At 58.7% G+C, this 20,302-nt stretch carries 22 protein-coding genes; 4 read left to right on the forward strand and 18 right to left on the reverse strand.

The genetic code is table 11. The features are described from left to right. Positions 1-30: 30 nt before the first annotated feature. The 7 genes from cydB to D3879_RS01495 all read right to left on the reverse strand — a co-directional run bounded on the left by cydB (position 31) and on the right by D3879_RS01495 (position 9,552). Positions 31-1,038, reverse strand: a complete 1,008-nt coding sequence (cydB, locus tag D3879_RS01460) for a cytochrome d ubiquinol oxidase subunit II (protein ID WP_119952367.1) — start codon at positions 1,036-1,038, stop codon at positions 31-33. 2 nt (positions 1,039-1,040) lie between these two features. Continuing rightward, a complete protein-coding gene (locus D3879_RS01465; protein ID WP_119952368.1) occupies positions 1,041-2,471 on the reverse strand; it encodes a cytochrome ubiquinol oxidase subunit I in 1,431 nt (476 codons plus the stop codon). 238 nt (positions 2,472-2,709) lie between these two features. Further along, positions 2,710-3,291: a nucleotidyltransferase family protein gene (locus tag D3879_RS01470; RefSeq protein ID WP_119952369.1), complete on the reverse strand. Its 582-nt coding sequence runs from the start codon at positions 3,289-3,291 to the stop codon at positions 2,710-2,712. A 707-nt stretch (positions 3,292-3,998) separates the two neighbouring features. After that, entirely contained in the window at positions 3,999-4,976 is a 978-nt protein-coding gene (locus tag D3879_RS01480; RefSeq protein ID WP_119952371.1) for an XdhC family protein, read from the reverse strand. A gap of 1 nt (position 4,977) precedes the next feature. Then, complete coding sequence (locus D3879_RS01485; RefSeq protein ID WP_119952372.1) at positions 4,978-6,186, reverse strand: cytochrome c; 1,209 nt, start codon at positions 6,184-6,186, stop codon at positions 4,978-4,980. A 2-nt stretch (positions 6,187-6,188) separates the two neighbouring features. Next, positions 6,189-6,728, reverse strand: a complete 540-nt coding sequence (locus tag D3879_RS01490; protein WP_119952373.1) for a (2Fe-2S)-binding protein — start codon at positions 6,726-6,728, stop codon at positions 6,189-6,191. Further along, a complete protein-coding gene (locus D3879_RS01495; RefSeq protein ID WP_119952374.1) occupies positions 6,721-9,552 on the reverse strand; it encodes a xanthine dehydrogenase family protein molybdopterin-binding subunit in 2,832 nt (943 codons plus the stop codon). Before D3879_RS01495 ends, D3879_RS01490 begins: the two co-directional genes overlap by 8 nt. 270 nt (positions 9,553-9,822) lie before the next feature. Between D3879_RS01495 and D3879_RS01500 the strand changes: the two genes are divergently transcribed. After that, on the forward strand, positions 9,823-11,064 hold the full coding sequence (locus tag D3879_RS01500) for an MFS transporter (protein ID WP_119952375.1): 1,242 nt from the start codon (positions 9,823-9,825) through the stop codon (positions 11,062-11,064). 417 nt (positions 11,065-11,481) lie between these two features. Here D3879_RS01500 and D3879_RS01505 read toward each other — a convergent pair whose 3' ends face one another. Beyond that, a complete protein-coding gene (locus tag D3879_RS01505; protein WP_119952376.1) occupies positions 11,482-12,033 on the reverse strand; it encodes a DJ-1 family glyoxalase III in 552 nt (183 codons plus the stop codon). Positions 12,034-12,271: 238 nt separating this feature from the next. Here D3879_RS01505 and D3879_RS01510 point away from each other — a divergent pair, with 238 nt between their 5' ends. From D3879_RS01510 to D3879_RS01520, 3 genes are all read left to right on the forward strand, one after another. After that, entirely contained in the window at positions 12,272-13,567 is a 1,296-nt protein-coding gene (locus D3879_RS01510; protein ID WP_119952377.1) for an NCS2 family permease, read from the forward strand. 77 nt (positions 13,568-13,644) lie between these two features. Next, the gene (trmA, locus tag D3879_RS01515) at positions 13,645-14,733 is read left to right on the forward strand and encodes a tRNA (uridine(54)-C5)-methyltransferase TrmA (protein ID WP_119952378.1); all 1,089 of its coding nucleotides are present in this window, start codon (positions 13,645-13,647) and stop codon (positions 14,731-14,733) included. 350 nt (positions 14,734-15,083) lie between these two features. Further along, positions 15,084-15,341 (forward strand): DUF2790 domain-containing protein, encoded by a 258-nt coding sequence (locus D3879_RS01520; protein WP_119954851.1) that lies wholly within the window; start codon positions 15,084-15,086, stop codon positions 15,339-15,341. Between the two features lie 247 nt (positions 15,342-15,588). On the opposite strand, the gene D3879_RS01525 is transcribed toward D3879_RS01520, so the two are convergent. From D3879_RS01525 to D3879_RS01560, 10 genes are all read right to left on the reverse strand, one after another. Then, positions 15,589-15,840: a hypothetical protein gene (locus D3879_RS01525; RefSeq protein ID WP_119952379.1), complete on the reverse strand. Its 252-nt coding sequence runs from the start codon at positions 15,838-15,840 to the stop codon at positions 15,589-15,591. A 202-nt stretch (positions 15,841-16,042) separates the two neighbouring features. Further along, a complete protein-coding gene (locus D3879_RS01530; RefSeq protein ID WP_158592052.1) occupies positions 16,043-16,228 on the reverse strand; it encodes a DUF637 domain-containing protein in 186 nt (61 codons plus the stop codon). Between the two features lie 89 nt (positions 16,229-16,317). Further along, positions 16,318-16,599, reverse strand: a complete 282-nt coding sequence (locus D3879_RS26215) for a hypothetical protein (RefSeq protein WP_147411079.1) — start codon at positions 16,597-16,599, stop codon at positions 16,318-16,320. Between the two features lies 1 nt (position 16,600). Then, positions 16,601-16,930, reverse strand: coding sequence for a hypothetical protein (locus D3879_RS26220; RefSeq protein WP_147411081.1), 330 nt, complete (start codon positions 16,928-16,930; stop codon positions 16,601-16,603). A gap of 343 nt (positions 16,931-17,273) precedes the next feature. Beyond that, positions 17,274-17,507 (reverse strand): hypothetical protein, encoded by a 234-nt coding sequence (locus D3879_RS01535; RefSeq protein WP_119952381.1) that lies wholly within the window; start codon positions 17,505-17,507, stop codon positions 17,274-17,276. Beyond that, a complete protein-coding gene (locus D3879_RS27745) occupies positions 17,507-18,040 on the reverse strand; it encodes a TNT domain-containing protein (protein ID WP_420800895.1) in 534 nt (177 codons plus the stop codon). The genes D3879_RS01535 and D3879_RS27745 overlap by 1 nt, the downstream gene beginning before the upstream one ends. A gap of 89 nt (positions 18,041-18,129) precedes the next feature. Further along, positions 18,130-18,375: a hypothetical protein gene (locus tag D3879_RS01545; protein WP_119952383.1), complete on the reverse strand. Its 246-nt coding sequence runs from the start codon at positions 18,373-18,375 to the stop codon at positions 18,130-18,132. A gap of 199 nt (positions 18,376-18,574) precedes the next feature. Beyond that, positions 18,575-19,042, reverse strand: a complete 468-nt coding sequence (locus tag D3879_RS01550) for a hypothetical protein (RefSeq protein WP_119952384.1) — start codon at positions 19,040-19,042, stop codon at positions 18,575-18,577. Between the two features lie 2 nt (positions 19,043-19,044). Further along, a complete protein-coding gene (locus D3879_RS01555) occupies positions 19,045-19,431 on the reverse strand; it encodes a hypothetical protein (RefSeq protein WP_119952385.1) in 387 nt (128 codons plus the stop codon). Positions 19,432-19,446: 15 nt separating this feature from the next. Next, a complete protein-coding gene (locus tag D3879_RS01560) occupies positions 19,447-20,142 on the reverse strand; it encodes a transposase (RefSeq protein ID WP_119952386.1) in 696 nt (231 codons plus the stop codon). Between the last annotated feature and the right edge of the window lie 160 nt (positions 20,143-20,302).

Genomic DNA, 20,302 nt, shown 5'->3' on the forward strand with positions numbered 1-20,302 from the left:
AAAAGCATCGCGAGCAGATACAAGAGCACACTAGTGATAGCCATCTTCATGGGTCACCTTGCCGCGGAATACGTAATAGCTCCAGGCGGTATACATCAGGATGAAGGGGATGATGAACAACGCGCCGACCAGGATAAAACCCTGACTCTGCGGTGGCGCGGCGGCCTGCCAGATCGTCACCGACGGCGGGATGATATTCGGCCACAGACTGATACCCAGACCGCTGTAGCCGAGGAAAATCAGCACCAGGGTGAGGATGAACGGCGAGTAGTTGCGGTTGTTCTGCACCGCCTTCAACAGCGCGTAGAGGGTCACCAGCACCAGGATCGGCACCGGTAGGAACCAGAACAGATTCGGCAGGCTGAACCAGCGCTGGGCAATTTCGGCATGAGCCAAGGGTGTCCACAGGCTGACAATCCCGGTCACGGCCAACACCGCAAAGGCCAACGGTCGCGCGAGATCGTGCATATGCTGTTGCAGCCGACCTTCGGTTTTCATGATCAACCAGGTGCAACCAAGCAGGGCATAGGCCGCGATCAGTGCCAGCCCGCAGAACAGCGAGAAAGGTGTCAGCCAATCCAGCGAGCCGCCGGCGTAGGCGCGATTCACCACCGGAATGCCGTCGATGTAAGCGCCCAACGCAACGCCCTGGAAGAAGGTCGCGGCCAGCGAACCGCCGATGAAGGCCTTGTCCCAGATATGCCGCTTGTGCGCCTTGGCCTTGAAGCGAAACTCGAACGCCACCCCGCGAAAGATCAGCCCCAAGAGCATAAAGATCAGCGGCAGATACAACGCGCTCAACACCACCGAGTAAGCCAGCGGGAAGGCACCGAACAGCGCCGCGCCGCCGAGCACCAGCCAGGTCTCGTTACCGTCCCAGACCGGCGCCACGGTGTTCATCATCACGTCGCGCTCGGCGTCATCTTTGACGAACGGGTAGAGGATGCCGATGCCCAGATCGAAACCATCCATGACCACATACATCATGATGCCGAAGACGATGATGATTGCCCAAATCAGCGAAAGATCGAAGCCCATGGTCAGTTCCTCTCGCTCGAGTTGTCGTCTTCCAGCCCTTCGCCCGCTGCGGACAAAGGCCGGGCCGGTGTGCGTTGCTGCCCTGGGCCACCAACGCCCTGCTCCTTGCCTTCATCGGTGATCGGGCCCTTGCGCACCAGGCGCATCATGTAGCCGAGGCCGACCCCGAACAGCGCGAAGTACACCACTACGAACAGCGACAAAGTCAGGCTCATCTGCGCGAAGCTGTGCCCGGAGGATGCCTCTGCGGTGCGCATCAGGCCGTAAACCACCCAGGGCTGGCGACCGACCTCGGTCGTGAACCAGCCGGCGAGAATGGCGATCAGACCGGACGGCCCCATCCATAGCGCCAAATAGAGGAAGGGCTTGGACTGGTACAGGCTGCCACGCGAACGCAGCCAGAGGCTCCACAACCCGGTGAAGATCATCAACATACCGAGACCGACCATGATCCGGAACGACCAGAACACGATGGTCGAGTTGGGCCGGTCTTCCGGCGGGAACTCCTTCAGCGCCGGCACCTGTTTATCCAGGCTGTGAGTCAGGATCAAGCTGCCGAGGGCGGGAATCTCCAGTTTGAAGCGGGTCTCCTCGGCCTTCATGTCCGGCCAGCCGAAAAGGATCAGCGGCGTCGGCTCGGTGCCGACGTTTTCCCAATGCCCCTCGATCGCGGCGATCTTCGCCGGTTGATGTTTCAGGGTATTGAGGCCATGGAAGTCACCAATGACCGCCTGGATCGGCGCAACGATAAGCGCCATCCACATGGCCATCGAGAGCATACGGCGGATCGCCGGGTTATCCCGCCCGCGCAGCAAGTGCCAAGCCGCGGACGCGCCAACGAAGAAGGCCGTGGCAACAAAGGCCGCAGTGGCCATGTGCGCCAGGCGGTAAGGGAATGACGGGTTGAAAATCACCGCCAGCCAATCCACTGGGATCACCCGGCCGTCGACGATCTCAAAGCCTTGCGGGGTTTGCATCCAACTGTTCGAGGCGAGAATCCAGAAGGTCGAGATCAAGGTGCCGATGGCCACCATCACCGTCGCGAAGAAGTGCAGCCCAGGGCCGACGCGGTTCCAGCCAAACAACATGACACCGAGGAAGCCCGCTTCGAGGAAGAACGCGGTGAGTACCTCGTAGGTCAGCAAGGGCCCAGTGATACTGCCGGCAAAATCAGAGAAAGCGCTCCAGTTGGTGCCGAACTGATAGGCCATCACCAGCCCGGAAACCACACCCATGCCGAAGTTGACGGCGAAGATCTTCGACCAGAAATGGTAGAGGTCGCGGTAGACCTCCTCATGCGTTTTCAGCCATAGGCCTTCCAACACCGCCAGATAGCTGGCCAGGCCGATGGTGATCGCCGGGAAAATGATGTGAAAGGAAATCGTGAACGCAAACTGCATTCGGGCGAGATCCAGAGCCTCTAAGCCGAACATGGGACATCCTCAATCAGGTTGTACGGGGCACAGCTTTTTTCAGGCCACACCAGTAGCTCCAAGCATTGGAGAATAGCGCTACGGAATTATTCTTGTGTGGCGGAGGTAAAGCGGAACAGCAGGCCAAAAAGGCCCCACGCAACCCAGAAAATGTGGGTATTGACGTGGATCAATCAACACATAAAGAGTAGCGCTTTGTACCCTGCGAACCGCTGTGGTCGATTGTCGCGCGGCGCAGTCAGCCGCCGGACAAAGCCTCGGGGGTATCCACATCGCGCAGCACGCCCGGATCGTCCAACTCGATGCCCAACCAAGCCTCCTCGTGGGCGTCCAGCACGGCCTTGGCGCCATGATCACCGGTCAGTGCTTCCAGTTCCCGCCAGTAACGCCGACCGAAGAGCACCGGGTGACCACGCTCGCCGGCATACAGGGGGAACACGATGCGCTCGGAATCGGCGGCGTAAGCCAGGTGTTGCAAGCTGGACTCGGCGATCCACGGCATATCGCCAAGCAAGACCGCCACGGCCCTGCTGCGCTGCTCGGCCACAGCGCGCACGCCGGCAGCCAGACTATGGCCCATGCCCAGGTCGGCCGCGGCACAACGAACCAGCCGCACCTCGGCGCCGAGGCCCAAGGCTTGCGGGTCATCCTCCGGGCGCAGCACCACGTAGACCTCGGCAAAACAACGCTGGGCCACAGCCACCGTAGCAGCTAACAGCCGCGCACCATCGGGCAGGCTGGCGCGACGCTTATCACTGCCAAAGCGCCGGCTGCGTCCGGCGGCGAGAATCAGGGCGATGACTGGGGGGCTGGTGGGCATGCTGGGATCACTCATTGAATAACTGAAGTGTAGGCCGCAGCCTCTCAAACAAAAGGCGTTGCGTAGGTTGGCGCTGAGGTAGGTTGGTGCTGAACGCAGTGATGCCCAACAAGGAGTCGCCCGCGACTCCCGCGCCCTGGGCTTGCACATACAAGCCCGGCCTTACAGGCCGGTTGTTGGGCATCGCCTTCGGCTCAGCACCAACCTACGAACTTGCGCAGCCCCTCAAGCAAAAGGCGTTCCGTAGGTTGGTGCTGAACTCAGTGATGCCCAACATGGAGTCGCCCGCGACTCCCGCGCCCCGGGCTTGCACATACAAGCCCGGCCTTACAGCAATGCTGTTCACTTAAGCATGCGTCTTCGCCTTTTATCCCCTCGCCCCTCTGGGGAGAGGGTTCGGGAGAGGGGTGCATGCCAAATGAATTCACTTTTGCCCGCTATTTACCCTCTCCCCCAGCCCCTCTCCCGTAAACGGGAGAGGGGAGCCCAGGCGCACATCGCTTAAGTGAACAACATTGCCTGTTGTTGGGCATCGCCTTTGGCTCAGCGCCAAACAACGAACTTGCGCAGCCCCTCAAGCAAAAGGCGTTGCGTAGGTTGGCGCTGAGCGCTGCGATGCCCAACAAGGAGTCGCCCGCGACTCCCGCGCTTAGGCTTGCACATACAAGCCCGGCCTTGCAGGCCGGTTGTTAGGCATCGCCTTCGGCTCAGCGCCAACCTACATCGCGGGCAATCCCATTGCGCACCCGGACGATATCGGCGAGCACCGCCAGGGCGATTTCCGCCGGGGTCTTGCTGCCAATGTTCAAACCAATCGGCGCCTGGATACGGGCAATCTCGAGTTCGCTCAGGCCACCCGAGCGCCGCAGCCGCTCGATACGCTTCCGGGTGGTCAGACGCGAACCCATCACGCCGATATAGAACGCCTCGCTGCGCACCGCTTCGATCATCGCCAAATCGTCGATCCGTGGGTCGTGGGTCAACGCCACCACGGCGGTGTCAGCGTGACAGCCGCCGGCGGCAATCACTTCGGAGGGCAGTTCGCGGCGGATTTCCACCCCCTCTAACTCGACGCCTTCCAGCACCTCTTCGCGCGGGTCGCACAGCACCACCTCGAACCCCAGGGCTTTGCCGAACTCGGCGCACACCTGCGCCACACTGGAATAGCCGGCTAGCAGCAAACGCTGGGCGGCGCCAATGCGTAAACGCACGCCGTCTGGCTGCCGCTCGACCCGTGGGCCCTGCACGCGATCATCCAACAACCGCCGCGTGCCTTGAGGCAAGGCGATCTCACGAATCAGTCGGCGCTGGCCGAGCAAGGCGCCTTCCAGCTCACGCAGGTGGGCCTGCACCGTGCAATCGGCGGCGAGGTTTTCCACCAGCACTTCCAGCACGCCACCGCAGGGCAAACTCACCCGTGAACGCTGGTCGCTGCCATCGCCATAACGCACCAGCGTCGCCGGCTCGGGAAAGGCGCCCTCGGCCAGTCGCTCGAGAAAGTCCTCTTCGACACAGCCGCCGGACAACGAACCAAGCCATTTTCCCGCCTCGTTCACCACCAGCAGCGAACCCGGCGCACGCGGCGCCGAACCGTAGGTGAACAACACGGTGCACAGCCACACGCGCTGACCGGCCAGCGACCAGGCAAGCGCCTGGCGCACGACGAGCAAGTCGAGGTGCTGCACCTCAGTGCACCGCCGCGTCGCGCAGCTCGGTTACCCGGGCAGTGGTGAGGTCGCCCGGCAGGCCGCCCCAACTTTCGCGCAGGTAATTGAGCAGGTTGCTCAGTTGCTCATCGCTGAGCTTGTCGACAAAGCCCGGCATCGGCTGCATACGCTCGAAGCCGCTGAATTTCTGGGCATGAATGCCGTCATCGATCACCCGCAGCAGGTTGCGCGGGTCAGCCAAGCGCAGGATGGTATTGCCGTTCATCGCCACCGCCACATGCGGCACGCCCTCGCCATTGCCGCCGTGGCAACCGGCGCAGACGTTGAGGTAATCCTGACGGCCTAGTTTGGCGCTGTCGCTGAGCTTATCCAGCGACGGCGGCACCACTAGCTTGGCCGGTGGTGGCTGATCGCCCATCAGGAAGGTAGCCATGGCCTGGTGATCATTCAGCGGCAGGGACTGAGTGCTGTGATGGAACACCGGAAACATCTCGTTGAACATCGAACCCTGGGCGCTGATGCCATATTTGAGGAAGGTCGCCAGATCCGCCGGATTCCAGCCGCGCGCAGCCAAATCGTCGGCCAGCAAGCTGGGCGCCTGATAACCGAGCAACTCACCACCCTGCATGCGCTTGTCCTGCTCCAGCGCACCGCTGATGCTGCGCGGGGTGTGGCATTCGCCGCAGTGCCCCAGCACCTCGACTAGATACTGGCCTTGCTGCCACGCCTCGCTCTTGCCCTCGGTCGGCTGCAGTTGCACGCGATCCCTATAAATCATGTTCCAGAACGCCAGACCGAAACGCAGGTTGAACGGAAAGCTCAGGCTGGTTTGCGGGCTGGGTTTGGCAATCGGCTCCAGGCTCATCAGGTAGGCGTAGATCGCATCGGAATCTTCGCGTTTGATCAGGTGGTAGGAGGTGTAAGGCATCGCCGGATAGAGCTTGCTGCCGTCCGGGCGCTTGCCCTCGGTCAGCGCATTGAACAAGTCATCGGCGGTGTAATTGCCAATGCCGTGTACTTTGTCCGGGGTGATGTTGGTGCCATAGATGGTGCCGAACGGCGAAACCAGTGGCAGGCCACCGGCATAGTCGGCGCCGCCTTCGATGCTGTGACAAGCCACGCAGTCCGCCGCGCGGGCCAGGTATTTACCGCGCTCGATCAGTTCCTTGTCGGCGGCCTGGGCGGCCAGTGGCAGCAACAGGGCGGCGCCGATCAGTAAGGTCCTCATACTCATCCCTCCTTGACCAGGCCAAGATCCTCGATCACCGCACGCGTCGCGGTGTAGTAGCGCACATAGCCTGTGCAGCGGCAGATGTGGTGGCCGAGGGCGCCCTCGATCTCGCCTTCCAGCTGGCTGCGCTTGATCGGCTGACGTTGCAGTTTTTCCACCAGCACCGTAGCCGCATTGACGAAGCCCGGCGCGCAATAGCTGCATTGGAAGCTGAATTGGTCGACGAACTTTTGCTGGATCGGGTTCATCTGCTGCACCGCGCCACTCGCATCGAGCTTGGCGAGGCCTTCGATGGTGCGAATTTTTTTGCCGTCGAAGAAATGCGCGCCGGTGATACAGGTGCGCATTTCCTCACTGGTGCCGTCCGGCTTATCCAGAATCGCCACGCAGGCATGGCAGACGCCCTGGCCGCAGCCCAGGCGCGAGCCGGTGAGGTTTTGATACTCGTGCAGAAAGTCGATCATCATCAAGTCGTCCGCCACTTCGATAGGGCCGACGGCTTGTCCGTTGATCGTCATGCTCAGCGGACGGTTAGCCATTGAGGGCCTCCTTGATACGCGCGGGAGAAACGGGAAGGTCACGGAAACGCTTGCCGGTGGCATGCGCAATGGCGTTAACGATGGCGCCGACCACGGGAATCATCACCACTTCGGCGATGCCCTTGGCCGGGTCGCTGGCGGACAGCGGCGGCAGAATTTCCGCCGTCTGCGACCACACGGCCACATGCTTGGCCAGTGGCAGCTGGTAGCGGTTGAAGTTCCAAGTGCCCTCGCCCGGGCCGCCTTCATACAGCGGCATTTCTTCCAGCAAGGCGTGGCCGATACCCATGGCCACGCCGCCTTCCAACTGCCCAAGCACCAGCTCCGGCACGATGACGCGGCCGCATTCGAGCCAGGAGTGATGATTGAGCACCTTCACTTCGCCACTGCCGCGATTGACCTTGACCTCGACCAAGGTGGCGACCGGGCTGTAGTAGGTGACCATGGCGTTGTTCAGTTGGGTCACCGGGTAGTTCACCGCCACGCGGTCGAGCAGGTGATAACCCTGGGTCTTCATCCGCGATTTCTTCGCGCTATCGGCGCCGTCGCCGTATTTCACCGCTAGCGCATCCAACGGTACGCTTTCGCGCTGACCGTCGATCTCGAACTCGGCAGATGCCCAGCTCCAACGGTTGAAGCCATGCACGCTGACGCCGGTGACCAGGCCCAGTTCGTGGGCCTTTTTCGCCAGCACTTCAAAAGCAATCGGCTGCATGCCGCCCGCCGTCAGCTTGCCCTCGACCCAATTTGCATCCTCGCGGCGCACCACGTAGGGGTTAGCCGCACCACCGAAAATCCCCTGCCCCCAGATGCTCAGCGCCGCCGGCCACAAGCCGTGGTTGAACAGCACCCGCGCCGCCTCACGTGTGGCGTGGCCGGAGTAATAGGCCGAGTTGGTCGCCGAGGATGCCGAAGCCAACTTACCGACCCAGCGCGGGTTCTTCAGCGCCGCATCCTGATCGGCCTGGCTAATGATGTACGGGTTGCCACTGGTGGTCAGCGCCAGCTCGGCCCAGTCGGTCTCACCAGTTTTGATTTCATCCGCCGGGTGGCCGAGGAAGTCGGCCACCAGCAGCGCCTGGGAGGTGGCCATGCCGGTGCCCATATCGATACCGACATGGCGCAGCTTGACCTTGCCCTCGGCACTGAACTCGACGCTGGCCAGCGGCGACTCGGAACCGGTGCCGAAGTCCTTTTGACAGATGGCGAAACCGACGCCATAGAGATGGTCCGGGTCGTCCTGGTCGAACTTCTGCTTGCGCTCGACACGGGCTTTCCAGAGTTCGTGCCGGGCGGCTTTATCGAGGATTTCTTCAAGACGCAGCGCACCGGCCGGGATCGCCCCCTGGGTGTTCTTCATCCCGGTCTTGAGCACGTTTTTCTTGCGCAACTCGATGGCGTCGACAGCCAGCCGCTCGGCCAGTTCATCGACCATCATCTCGGTCGCGGCCATGGTCTGCAGGGTGCCGTAGCCCCGCATGGAACCGGCCTCGACGCCGCGCGAATGGTAGGCGGTGGCCGCCAAGTCGCTGCGTGGCAGGTAATAGATGGACTGCGCCGCAGTGGCGCCGACCGCCGCGACCGAAGAGCTGTAGTTGGCGCGGCCGCCGCCGTCCACGTCCATGTGGGCGCGGAAGATCTGGAAGCTATGGTCCTGCTTATTCACCGCCAATTGATAGTGCATGTCGAAGGGGTGGCGCTTGATGCCGCTCTGGAACTGCTCGTAGCGGTCATTCGCCAGGCGCACCGGCACACCGTTGCCGTATATGGCCGCGAGGGCGGCGTAGAACACGAAGATGTTGTTGTCTTTGGAGCCGTAACCGACGGTGTAACCGGGGTGCAGATTCAGCTTGGCGACGCCGAACTGCGACGGCGCGAGCATGTGCGCGGTCTGCTCAGCGACCTCGAACGGGCACTGGGTGGAGACCACGAAGTGCAGAGTCTTGGTCAGCGGATCGAACCAACCGTTACCGTTGTCGGTCTCCAGTGCGGCCGGTTCGACGGACTGGGTCCGGTAGCGTTCGTCGAACACCAGCCAATCGTCCGGCGGCGACGCCAGCTGCGCCTGCATCTGCTCGGCGTAATACAGGCCTTGTTCGGTCAGGTCGCCATTGATCTTGGCTTGCTGGCTCCAGACCGGCTTACGTTCACGGATCAGCGGGAACAGCATGCTGTCCTTGAGACTGGAGAAGGTGTCATCGGCAAAGGGGTTGTCGCCGCCAACCCGAACGTAGCGGAAGCTGCCATAGGGGTCGGTCTGGTACAGCTCGGCCTTGGCGCCGTAGCGGATCACCTTGTCGTTGAACTTGAGCTTGTTCTTGGCCTGACGGAAACGCTCGAAGTCCTTCCAGATCAACAGCGCCACCGGGTGGCCGATGAACATCGGCACCTGACCTTCCGGCAGGAACGGATCGGGCCCGTGAGATTGCGGCCAGGCGATGCCATCCTTCTGCAGGTCGGCGGCGGTGACGATGCGGTCCGGCTGCAACTCGGCAGGCAGCATCGACAGGTCGAAGCCTGCGTAAAGATGGTCCGCCTTGGTCGCTTTCAGCAGCATGGCGTGGCCCTGCTGGGTCGGCCAGCCGGGCATATCCTTGGCGCGGATGTCGCGGGAGAAGACCTTGGCGCCACAGGCCTTCGACACCCCGTCGATGCGCGCGCGGGCCTGGCCGTTGGCGCTGTACCAGGGTTGCGGGCTGGCGATCACCTGCGGTTCAAATAAGGCGGCGAACGCGCGGCTACCGAGCGGCGCCAGCGTCACGCCGATGCCGGCGATGATACTGCCCTGCAAGAAAGCACGCCGGGAGAATTCACGGTTAGACATACCGAATCCTCAGGGCAGTGGGTTGCACCCTGCCCCGTTAAATTATGGAAGTGTTCAGCACAGCCATCCCTCAGGCTTAAGGGATGGATAAAAGAATAGTCGAGGTAAAACCTGACTTTAGAGTCAATTCTAACGAAGTACATCCGTGCGACAAAAGCATTTTTTGCCCTGAGAGTCAGAAAACACCGTGTTCGACTAATGCAACCCGCCGCTCTAGACCGCGTGCTAGCCTGACGCCCCCCGGAGTTCGCCAGGTAAAAACCGCCCATCATGTCGACCCACGACAAACTCCTGCTGCGCCACCACCATCCGTTTATCGCCTTCTGGCTGGCCCGTGTCTGTACCGCCAGCGGCTTCCAGATGCTCACCGTGGCCATCGGCTGGCACATGTACCAACTGACCGGCAATGTGCTGGATCTGGGCTGGGTCGGCTTAGTGGAGTTTCTGCCGCGCCTGCTGTTCATGCTGCACACCGGGCATGTGGCCGATCGTTACGATCGGCGCAAGGTTGTGGCGCTTTGCCAGGGTGGTCAGGCGCTGGTCGCCATTGCCTTGGTGCTCGGCAGCAGCAGCGGCGAAGTGACCCGCGAGATGATTTTCGTGCTGGCCTTCCTGCTCGGCACTGCCCGCGCCTTCGAGATGCCGGCAACGCAAGCGCTGCTGCCGAGCCTGGTGCCGACTGCGTTGTTCCCCGCAGCGGTCGCCGCTTCGGCTTCGGCGATGCAGACCGCGACCATCGTCGCGCCAGCCCTTGGCGGTTTTCTCTTCGCCTTTGGCAGTCTCTGGGTCTATGCCCCCACTGCCCTGCTGTATGTCGTGGCCTGTGCGCTGATGCTCAGCCTGCCGCGGCGCCAGGAGCCGCTGACTCAGGAACGCCCATCACTGCATTCGTTGCTGGCCGGCATTCGCTTTATTCGCAGCCGACGCGATATTTTCGGCGCCATTTCGCTGGACCTGTTTGCCGTGCTGCTCGGCGGCGCCACCGCTCTGCTGCCGGTGTTCGCCAAAGACATCCTGCTGACCGGCCCTTGGGGCTTGGGCCTATTGCGCTCCGCACCGGCGGTAGGTGCCTTGCTGATGGCCTTCTGGCTGGCGCGCTTCCCAATCGAGCGTCAGGTCGGGCGGATCATGTTCATCTCGGTGGGCGTGTTCGGTGTGGCGACCATCGCCTTCGGCCTCTCCACCTCGTTCTGGTTCTCGCTGCTGGTGCTGGCCATCCTCGGCGCGGCCGACATGATCAGCATGGTGATCCGTGGCGCCTTCGTGCAGTTGGAAACCCCGGATGCCATGCGCGGCCGGGTCAGTGCGGTGAACGGCTTGTTTATCGGCGCCTCGAATCAGCTCGGCGAATTCGAATCCGGCCTCACCGCCCACTGGTTCGGCACCGTGCCAGCGGTGGTACTGGGCGGCGTCGGCACCCTGTTGATCACCGGCGCCTGGATCAAACTGTTCCCGACCCTGGCCAAACGCGAACGGCTGCACGAGCCGCCCACACAGGTAAACGCCCCATAGGCTGGGTAGAGTCCAGCGGGCGAAACCCAGCGGGCCGCCCCCGCAGATCGAAGCGCTGGGTTTCGCTACGCTCTACCCAGCCTACCCGTCTGTTCCCGACCCTGGCCAAACGCGAACGGCTGCACGAGCCGCCCACACAGGTAAACGCCCCGTAGGCTGGGTAGAGTCCAGCGGACGAAACCCAGCGGGCCGCCCCCGCAGATTGAAGTGCTGGGTTTCGCTACGCTCTACCCAGCCTACCCGTCTGTTCCCGACCCTGGCCAAACGCGAACGGCTGCACGAGCCGCCCAACCCGTAGGTTCTTCGTAGGAGCGGGCCATGCCCGCGAAAGCCTCTCAAGCAAAAGCTTCGCGGGCATGGCCCGTTCCTACAGGTTTTGCGCTTTCCGGCTGGAAAGAGAGAAAACCAGCTTCGCGCCTATACCAGCATCGCCTTGGCGATCTCTTTGCGCTTGCCCTTACCCACCAATTGCTCGACCAGGGTCAAGGCGAACTCCAGCGCGGTGCCTGGCCCCTGGCTGGTGATGCAGTTACCGTCCACCACCACTGGCTGGTCGACGAAGGTGCAACCGGAGAGCCGATCACTGAAGGCCGGATAACAAGTCATGCGGCGCTGCTTGAGCACACCATAGCTTTGCAAGGCGACTGCCGGCGCGGCGCAGATACCGGCGAACAGCTTGCCGGCCGCCGCGTGCTCACGCACCCGCTCAGCCAACGGTTGGTGGTCGGCCAGGTGCTGAGCGCCAGGCATACCGCCCGGCAGTACGATCAAGTCGAAGTCCTGCGCCAACACGTCGACCAGCATGGCGTCGGCGGTCAGTCGCGTGCCGCGGGCACAGGTCAGCATCCGCCGGTTTTCGATGCTGGCCACCAGCAGCTCGATGTCGGCACGCCGCAGCACGTCGATCAAGGTCACGGTTTCAAGGTCTTCCACGCCATCGGCGACGGCGAGCAGAGCACGAGCAGTCATGTTGATTCTCCTGAAGAAACCAGAACGAAAGCTGTCCGTTTAGTCATCAATTCAACGCGCCTGATTAAGCGCACTTGGCGAGCTGGTATGATGCGCGCCTTTTTTCAGTCCGGCAGAAAAACAGCGCTGCGACGGCCGTATGACCGAGGGCGGTAGTTTTCACGCAGCCTGGCGACGACTGTGCTTTGCTTTGGCCTGACTGAACATTCACGGCGCTGTGCGCCACGGGGAGCCCACCATGCTGGAAAGACTATTCCAACTCAACGCGCATAACACCGCGGTGCGCACCGAGCTCCTCGCCGGTCTCACGACTTTCCTGACCATGGCCTACATCCTCTTCGTCAACCCGAGCATCCTCGGCGAGACCGGCATGGACAAAGGTGCAGTGTTCGTCGCCACCTGCCTGGCGGCGGCCATTGGCTCGGCGATCATGGGCTTTATCGCCAACTACCCGATCGCCCTCGCCCCGGGCATGGGCCTGAATGCCTTCTTCACTTACACCGTGGTGTTGCATATGGGCCACACCTGGCAGGTGGCGCTCGGTGCGGTATTCCTCTCGGCGTGCATGTTCTTTCTGCTGTCGATCTTCAAGATCCGTGAATGGATCATCAATAGCATCGCGCTGGAGCTACGCTCGGCGATCGCCGCCGGTATCGGCCTGTTCCTCGCCCTGATCGCCCTGCAAAACGCCGGCATAGTGGTGGCCAACAAGGCCACTCTGGTCGGCATGGGCGACCTGAGCAAACCGGAACCGCTGCTGGCCGTCCTTGGCTTCTTCCTGATCGTCGCCCTGGAGGCACGCAAGGTCACGGGCGCGGTGCTGATCGGTATCCTCGCCGTCACCGGCGCAGCCATCGCCCTGGGCGTCTCCAAGTTCGGCGGGGTGGTGTCGATGCCGCCGTCGCTGGTGCCGACCCTCCTACAACTGGACATCAAGGGCGCGCTGGATATCGGCCTGATCAGCGTGATCTTCGCCTTCCTCTTCGTCGACCTGTTCGACAACTCCGGCACCCTGATCGCCGTGGCGAAAAAAGCCGGACTGATGCGCAAGGACGGTTACATGCCGAAGATGGGCCGCGCGCTGATCGCAGACAGTAGCGCCGCAATGGTCGGTTCGGTGTTGGGCACCTCGACCACTACCAGCTACATCGAATCGGCGGCGGGCGTCAGCGCCGGCGGACGCACCGGCTTGACCGCCGTGGTGGTCGCCATCCTGTTTCTCCTGGCGCTGTTCTTCGCGCCGTTGGCCGGTAGCGTACCGGCCTTCGCCACCGCCCCGGCACTGCTGTTCGTTGCCGTGCTGATGACCGCCGGCCTGGCGGAAATCGACTGGAGCGACATCACCGTCGCCGCCCCGGTGGTGATCACCGCGCTGGCCATGCCGCTGACCTTCTCCATCGCCAACGGCATCGCTTTCGGCTTTATCGCCTGGGCCGCGATCAAACTGCTGGCCGGCCGCTGGCGCGAACTGAACCCAGCACTGGTGATACTCGCGATTTTGTTCGTAATTAAACTGGGCTGGTTCAACGCCTGAGCCAGTAGGGTGGGCTTCAGCCCACCACCACCTTGGCATTGGTGGGCTGAAGCCCGCCCTACACAATAGAGTTATCCATGAGTGCTCCACAGTTCGACCCGGCCGCCTACCTGGCCCAGCTGGAAGAAAAGAAAAACCGCCTGATTGCCTTGCTCGCGCCCTTCGCTGCACCGGAGCCGGAAGTCTTCGACTCGCCGCGCGAGCATTACCGCCTGCGCGCCGAGTTCCGCCTGTGGCGGGAGAATGAAGAGCGTTTCTATGCGATGTTCGCGGCCGGCGATAAACACACACCGATCCTGCTCGACGACTTTCCGATCGCCAGCACCCGCATCAATGACTTGATGCCGCGCCTGAAAGCCGCTTGGCAGCTCAGTTCGGCGCTGAGCTTCAAGCTGTTTCAGGCCGAGTTCCTCACCACCCTGGCCGGTGACGGGCTGATCACCCTCTGCTACCACCGCCCGCTGGATGAGCATTGGCAGGCGGCGGCGCAACAGCTTGCGACGGAGCTGGGCGTAAGCCTGGTTGGGCGCTCGCGCGGTCAGCGCCTGGTCATCGGTCGCGACTATGTCGTGGAAGAACTGGACGTCGCCGGGCGCACCTTCAGCTACCGCCAGCCGGAAGGCGCGTTCACCCAGCCGAACGGCGCGGTAAACGAGAAGATGCTCAACTGGGCCTTCGATGCCCTCGGCGAGCGCCAGGACGATCTGCTCGAGTTGTACTGCGGCAACGGCAACTTCACCCTGCCGCTGGCCACTCGCGTGCGCAAAGTGCTGGCCACGGAAATCAGCAAGTCCTCGGTCAACGCCGCGCTGGCCAACCTGGCCGATAACAACGTCGACAACGTGACCTTGGTGCGCCTCTCCGCTGAGGAGCTGACCGAAGCGCTGAATGAGGTGCGGCCGTTCCGCCGTCTACAGGGCATCGACCTGAAGAGCTACCAGTTCGGCAGCGTATTCGTCGACCCGCCGCGCGCCGGCATGGACCCGGACACCTGCGAGCTGACCCGGCGCTTCGAGCGCATCCTCTACATCTCCTGCAACCCGGAAACCCTGGCCGCCAACATCGCCCAGCTGCATGACAGCCACCGTGTCACGCGCTGCGCACTCTTCGACCAGTTCCCCTACACCCACCACATGGAAAGTGGGGTGTTGCTGGAGCGCCGTTAAGGCTACAACAGCAGAATACCCGCGCCCCAACTACCGATGGGCGGCGCGGGTGCTCGGCTAATGGGTGTCCCCTATTACTCCTTTATTGGACTCATTCGATTGCGGTAGATGGGTTAAAGGCTCGGCACGCCCGTGCCGAGCGCCGGCTATGAGTCGCAAATTATTTCCCCCGGCAGCGCCGTATGGGCCTTGCAGTTATAGCGCGGCCGGGCAGCGCGTGCTTCCTGATAGCCCCCATCCCTAGCCACTGGTCCCCAATCGCCATGGACCGAACCCGCAGGGAACTATCCTTTCATTACTGCCCCCAAGGGCAGCAACCCATTCTTGCCGATAGCGTCACGGTGAATGCCATGAAGACAATCCTTACCGGCCTTGCCCTGGCCAGCCTTTGCCCCCTGGCCCTGGCAACTAGCATGGACGCGTCCCATGAACTGCCAGTGGAGGTCTACAACTACTCGATGGAACTGGATATTGCCAAGGTCATCGCCATAGACACCCCGCCTTACGTCTGCGAGGTCGTGCCTACACGCATGACCTATGAGGACTCCAAGGGCCAGCGGCATATCCTTGAATACCTGGTATGGGGTGGTGGCTGCAGCGGCGACTGATGCAGCATTGGACTACGAGCTACGAGCTAAAGAGGTCGGAGTGGTTTTTTTTCGACTAAGTAACTAGTTGGTCAAAAACAAATTACTCCGACCCCTTTATTCTTTTTGGCAGCAAAACTCGCGCGCGACGTGACATGGTGGAAACTCCTTGTCCCGGAACATGACGCCAAAAGATTAGACGAGATCGAATCGGATAACCGTGGTCTGTCCCCTAATACTCTTTCAGGTCCCGTCCCCTTTTCCTTTTTTATGGCCGCCTTACTCCATAGACCGATGCGGCGTAAGCTGCATCTACTTCTTCAGCAGCCCCTTCACTGTTTCCCCGAATATCGGGCGGGGCCTCGGACAGTTCAATGACTGCATCAAGCTCTTTGCAATACACAAGAGTACTGGCCCAAGCGTGATGAATTTGGCTTACGCCATCCGCCAAAGACTGAAGCTTGCCCATATCAACCTGAGTATAGGTTCCGTCAAGCCTTTTGAATTTCAAACCAATCATTTCAACTCTCTCAATTTCCAGTTGGCTATGCTTTCGGAGTTTGTGCCTGGGTAGTTCCACTCCAGTTTCCCACTTGCCGTTTTTCCGCCGCGCACAAATTCAGCATATGGCGCATCCAGCACATTCCTTAATCAGTGAAAAAGGGGACAGATTTATTTATCAGACAGCATTTTCCCGCCAAAAATAAATCTGTCCCCTTTTCTTATCCAGCAGCGGTCATATAACCTTTGAGGCTGTCCCAAGAGAAAGTTTCTTTGACTACGGCTCCCAGATTGCCCTTGTTATTGATAGCACTAACGGTTGCGGCACTAGCCATAGAGGTCAGCGCTGCTGTTGCAGCGACGTTACCAAAACCTGCGGCAGTCCCTCCTGCGACACCTGCCGCCATTGCCGTTCCTGACCCCGCAGTTGCACTAGCCATTGTGCCGAACGCTGGGCCAGAAAAATAAATCTGTCCCCTTTTTCGGTCCTATTATTTTAAAAATCCAGAAAAAAAACTATTGCATATAGCAATAGAGCAACACTTGCTAACGCAGTCCGCCATGCCGGATTTGCATCCTTACCTAGCCCTCCCGGGCCAATAGATACCCTTCCTCCTCTTAAATATCCATAAACAGCCTGAGCAAACCACAATTGCACCATCAAAACAGTGAAGAATTTTTTCCAATCCCCACCAAATCGCCAAAAGCAACTTACCAAAGAAGCAGAAAGCAGCACCCCGCCAAGAATATTCCCATACCTATGTAAAGCTTCAATCATCTCAATCTGCCTTAAGAATCTCTTTTGAATTATCAAACAGTGTATCCCACACACCTGAAAGTCCCAATGCATTCGAAACCTTTAAAGCATCACTGGCTGGCATTCCCTTGGCGATGGCGTAACGCTCAAATCCGTCACTTAGTGCGGCGGTAGTCGACGCCTTAACAAGATCGTCTTTTAAATATCCAGATAAAAACGATGTAATGGTCGAAGCGTTCGACAACCCTACAGATACACCTCCAGTAGTAACTATCGCCCCTGCACTCAGAACATCTCCAAGATCACTAATCATTTTTGCATCTGCGGCCTTTACCCAGCGTAAAGTGCTCACATCACCGAGATCAATATTCGCCCCTGTCGCTACACACTCAGCGGTATTAGGGGACAGACCACGGTTTGCTAAAACAACAAACCAGACTCAGGCATTGGGGGCCAACCTGGGCCGCCCTGACTTTCCTCGCGTTACTCTTGACGAGATCGGATCGAATAACCGTGGTCTGTCCCCTAATACCCGTCGTCCCCTAATACTTTCGATTAATCAGAGCACACCCTCAGTAAAATCGTGGTCTGTCCCCTATTACCCCGTCCCCTATTACCCCGGAACATGACGCCAAAAGATTAGACGGGATCGGATCGGATAACCGTGGTCTGTCCCCTAATAGATCCTTCAAAAATCATATTTTTTTGTGCGACTCCAATAAAAATAACTTCAGGATATCCAGAGCTTGCGCCTCTGTTTTTCCCCAACCAAGCTCATTCCTATTGCCTCGTTCAGAGTAATACACGACCCATTCCTCACCAGATTTCTGCAAACAAAAGGCCTCGTTCTTCTCTTCATAAATCCCGTATGAAGAAGTTGAAATACCCTTCCGATCAAGAAAGCTTATTAATTCTTTGACTGTCCACATTATCGTTCTCCTAATTTTCCTGTATCTAGGTAATACTGAACTCTTCCTGGAAGTTTATCTTGAATTCCAGTACCTCTTTGATCAAACCAACCTGCTGCGTTTGCTCTCTCTACACCTTCAATCACACCATCAACAGAGTAAACGGATGGAGGAGATGTAGGTACGTTTGATAGAGCTCTTGCATCCAATGGAACGCCTACAGGGGATATATATCTACCCGATGTTTCCCCATATCGATCAACTAAAATTAGCGGAGAACCCTCCGGAGAAGGTTGATAGGTGATCGTTCTTTGGGTCCCTGGAATAGCTCCGTCATACGGAGGCCACCACGTCGAGCCATCGGGTTTAACCCATCCTGCGGCTTCTGCCTGCACGCGTTCTTGAGCCAATAGCCCGCGCTCGTTGATATTTAAGTTAAGGCCCCGATAAGTTCGATCCGCATAGCTCTGACTAAATCTCCCATATGATGAAGTTTCATCTGAAAGAGTTGTTCCATACGGCGTTAACTTGCTTAGTAATAGGGGACAGACCACGATTAATCAGAGCACACCCTCAGTAAAATCGTGGTCTGCCCCCTATTACCCCTTACTTTAGTCGGCGTCCGCCTCCTATTATTGCGTGTTTAGTAAGCACCATACTTCAAGAGCACTGAATTTATATCAATTTCTCCATTTCGAATGAACTCAAATTCCTCCTTGGTTATTTCCAACTCTTTCAGTCGCCCCCCCACCTCTCCGGAGATGTATCTCAGCACGAAATTATCACCTGTCTTTCTAACACTCCAGAATGGACCAAAAAACTCATCCTCTGATGCCAAACTCTTTTTCTCCGGATCTAGTACTGGATTTCTCTTATCAAACTCATCCATATACACCTACCATAATTGAATTTCCTCGAAATTAGGCTTGGATAAAAAATTCATTACAGCCTCTGAGGCTCCTCTAGAGAAATAGGGGACAGACCACGTTTTTATAAATGCAAATTCAACTCAGTAAATCGGGGTCTGTCCCCTATTACTCCTTTTTTTGAAGTGGCTGTGCTCTCGAGCAGGAAAAGTCGGGGCCAATTCAGACCACCCTTAGTTTCTGTTTCGACAATGAATCAGCCACGAGAATAGCCTCCTCATACTTTTCTAAGTCTTCACCAACCCACGACTCACCACCACGAGCAACATGAAACTTAACTAGAGCACCGAGTTCGTCACTGGAAATAATTGCTCGAGCTATCTCACTTGAGTTACTGGACCTCCAAGCGTTAAAAAACTCCTCGACAAACAAGCACGCATAGACAACGTAATCACACTCAACATAATCATCTATATGCACAGAATTAACGAAGCACTCATACCCTGTTTTATCCGGAAAATCACTTGCAGATACATTCGTGTCACCTTTTGCAAGAGATGCCAAAAAGGTGCACCCATCCCGTTTAAAAAAGCCGGGAGCAAGCAGTTCTGAAAGCTCAGGCGGCAACATCCTGCCATCCCAGCTTGAGCCCTGAATTACTTGATCCATTTTCTTATTCATCGCAAGCATAGTTACTCACCCAAGTATTTCTTCATGCCTTTCTCGACAGCGCCCTGAAACTTATAATCTTTCAGCAGCTTGTTGACAGACTTAGGCGCGTTCGGAAATGAATTCGTTGCTGGATCATACAAATACTTGTTACCGTCATTATCCTGATAGTGCAACTGTCCAGGACGCTGGCCAGGGTTAGGATTTTCCACATCGAGTCGTTCCTTACCCTTGCCTTTCCAAATCGTTTTGCTCGCAGTTTGAACACCGCTCTCTCCTAACATCCCCCCCTTTGCCGCGGTGGCAGTCCCTTTCGCACGAACAAGACCGCCAGACGCCGCTATTTCCAACAGTTTCGCAGCAGTTGCAGTCCCCTCACCATACTCTCGCAGGATCAGGGCATTCTGCAAAAAAAGGGGACAGATTTATTTCCCCTTGAGCGGTCGCCCCTGTCCTCTCAACTCAACACGCCGCCCGGCAACCCGCTCAACTTCTTCTATAAACTTGGCATTCCCTGTTAACTGTCCACGCTGCAGTGCTTCACGAATCAGCTTTAGTTCCGTCTCGGGAATTGCTTGGGTAACGAAACCCATATAACTCACTCGGCGCTCTTTTTCTGTATCGGCAAGTCCAAGATAACAAGGGTCGCAGTCAAGCCAGCCGCCCCCATCCTCAGCCCCAATCCGGGCACGATAACTCGACCAAGGATAATGGTCTGGGCGTTCCACCATTCTGGCCCGAACAGGGTTCAACTCGATGTAACGACAACAGGCCAGAAGGTACGCGTCGGTCTGCACTACGCTCGATTTGTAACGGCTCTCCCATAGCGTCCCCGAACGACCTTCCAACCTGTTTCGGTAGCGCGTCATCCGCGCCGCCAAGGTTTTCATTAGCTGTCCCAAGCCAGTCATCGACTCGCCCGGCTCCAGCAACAGATGGACGTGGTTGGTCATCAAACAGTAAGCGTAAACTCGCACGCCGAAGACTTCTTTCAACTCTTTCAGATCGGCCAGATAGCGCCGAAAGTCTTCTTCCTGCATAAACACAACCTGACGATTGTGACCCCGCTGCACAATGTGGTGTGGGTAGTTCGGCAAAACTACTCGACCCATCCTGGGCATAAAGTTTTCTCCTTCCTTGGACGAAATCAGTCAGAGGAGATCAGCAGAAAATAAATCTGTCCCCTTTATCCTTTGTGGCCTGTCCCCTATTGTCCTTGGGCATAAGCAAACCTCCCTCCATGAAAGTATCAGCCTAGCAGGCCAGAAAAATAAATCTGTC

The sequence above is a fragment of the Pseudomonas cavernicola genome, assembly GCF_003596405.1.
GTDB lineage: Bacteria > Pseudomonadota > Gammaproteobacteria > Pseudomonadales > Pseudomonadaceae > Aquipseudomonas > Aquipseudomonas cavernicola.

What these genes read in the sequence shown, in the direction of transcription:
- D3879_RS01490 (WP_119952373.1), bottom strand. Translation starts at nt 6,728, where the DNA reads ATGGCTAACCGTCCGCTGAGCATGACGATCAACGGACAAGCCGTCGGC.
- cydB (WP_119952367.1), bottom strand. Translation starts at nt 1,038, where the DNA reads ATGGGCTTCGATCTTTCGCTGATTTGGGCAATCATCATCGTCTTCGGC.
- D3879_RS01530 (WP_158592052.1), bottom strand. Translation starts at nt 16,228, where the DNA reads ATGGCGGCAGGTGTCGCAGGAGGGACTGCCGCAGGTTTTGGTAACGTC.
- D3879_RS01520 (WP_119954851.1), top strand. Translation starts at nt 15,084, where the DNA reads ATGAAGACAATCCTTACCGGCCTTGCCCTGGCCAGCCTTTGCCCCCTG.
- D3879_RS01505 (WP_119952376.1), bottom strand. Translation starts at nt 12,033, where the DNA reads ATGACTGCTCGTGCTCTGCTCGCCGTCGCCGATGGCGTGGAAGACCTT.
- D3879_RS01545 (WP_119952383.1), bottom strand. Translation starts at nt 18,375, where the DNA reads ATGGATGAGTTTGATAAGAGAAATCCAGTACTAGATCCGGAGAAAAAG.
- D3879_RS01510 (WP_119952377.1), top strand. Translation starts at nt 12,272, where the DNA reads ATGCTGGAAAGACTATTCCAACTCAACGCGCATAACACCGCGGTGCGC.
- D3879_RS01465 (WP_119952368.1), bottom strand. Translation starts at nt 2,471, where the DNA reads ATGTTCGGCTTAGAGGCTCTGGATCTCGCCCGAATGCAGTTTGCGTTC.
- D3879_RS01495 (WP_119952374.1), bottom strand. Translation starts at nt 9,552, where the DNA reads ATGTCTAACCGTGAATTCTCCCGGCGTGCTTTCTTGCAGGGCAGTATC.
- D3879_RS01560 (WP_119952386.1), bottom strand. Translation starts at nt 20,142, where the DNA reads ATGCCCAGGATGGGTCGAGTAGTTTTGCCGAACTACCCACACCACATT.
- D3879_RS01500 (WP_119952375.1), top strand. Translation starts at nt 9,823, where the DNA reads ATGTCGACCCACGACAAACTCCTGCTGCGCCACCACCATCCGTTTATC.
- D3879_RS01525 (WP_119952379.1), bottom strand. Translation starts at nt 15,840, where the DNA reads ATGATTGGTTTGAAATTCAAAAGGCTTGACGGAACCTATACTCAGGTT.
- D3879_RS01470 (WP_119952369.1), bottom strand. Translation starts at nt 3,291, where the DNA reads ATGCCCACCAGCCCCCCAGTCATCGCCCTGATTCTCGCCGCCGGACGC.
- trmA (WP_119952378.1), top strand. Translation starts at nt 13,645, where the DNA reads ATGAGTGCTCCACAGTTCGACCCGGCCGCCTACCTGGCCCAGCTGGAA.
- D3879_RS01485 (WP_119952372.1), bottom strand. Translation starts at nt 6,186, where the DNA reads ATGAGGACCTTACTGATCGGCGCCGCCCTGTTGCTGCCACTGGCCGCC.
- D3879_RS01535 (WP_119952381.1), bottom strand. Translation starts at nt 17,507, where the DNA reads ATGTGGACAGTCAAAGAATTAATAAGCTTTCTTGATCGGAAGGGTATT.
- D3879_RS01550 (WP_119952384.1), bottom strand. Translation starts at nt 19,042, where the DNA reads ATGCTTGCGATGAATAAGAAAATGGATCAAGTAATTCAGGGCTCAAGC.
- D3879_RS26215 (WP_147411079.1), bottom strand. Translation starts at nt 16,599, where the DNA reads ATGATTGAAGCTTTACATAGGTATGGGAATATTCTTGGCGGGGTGCTG.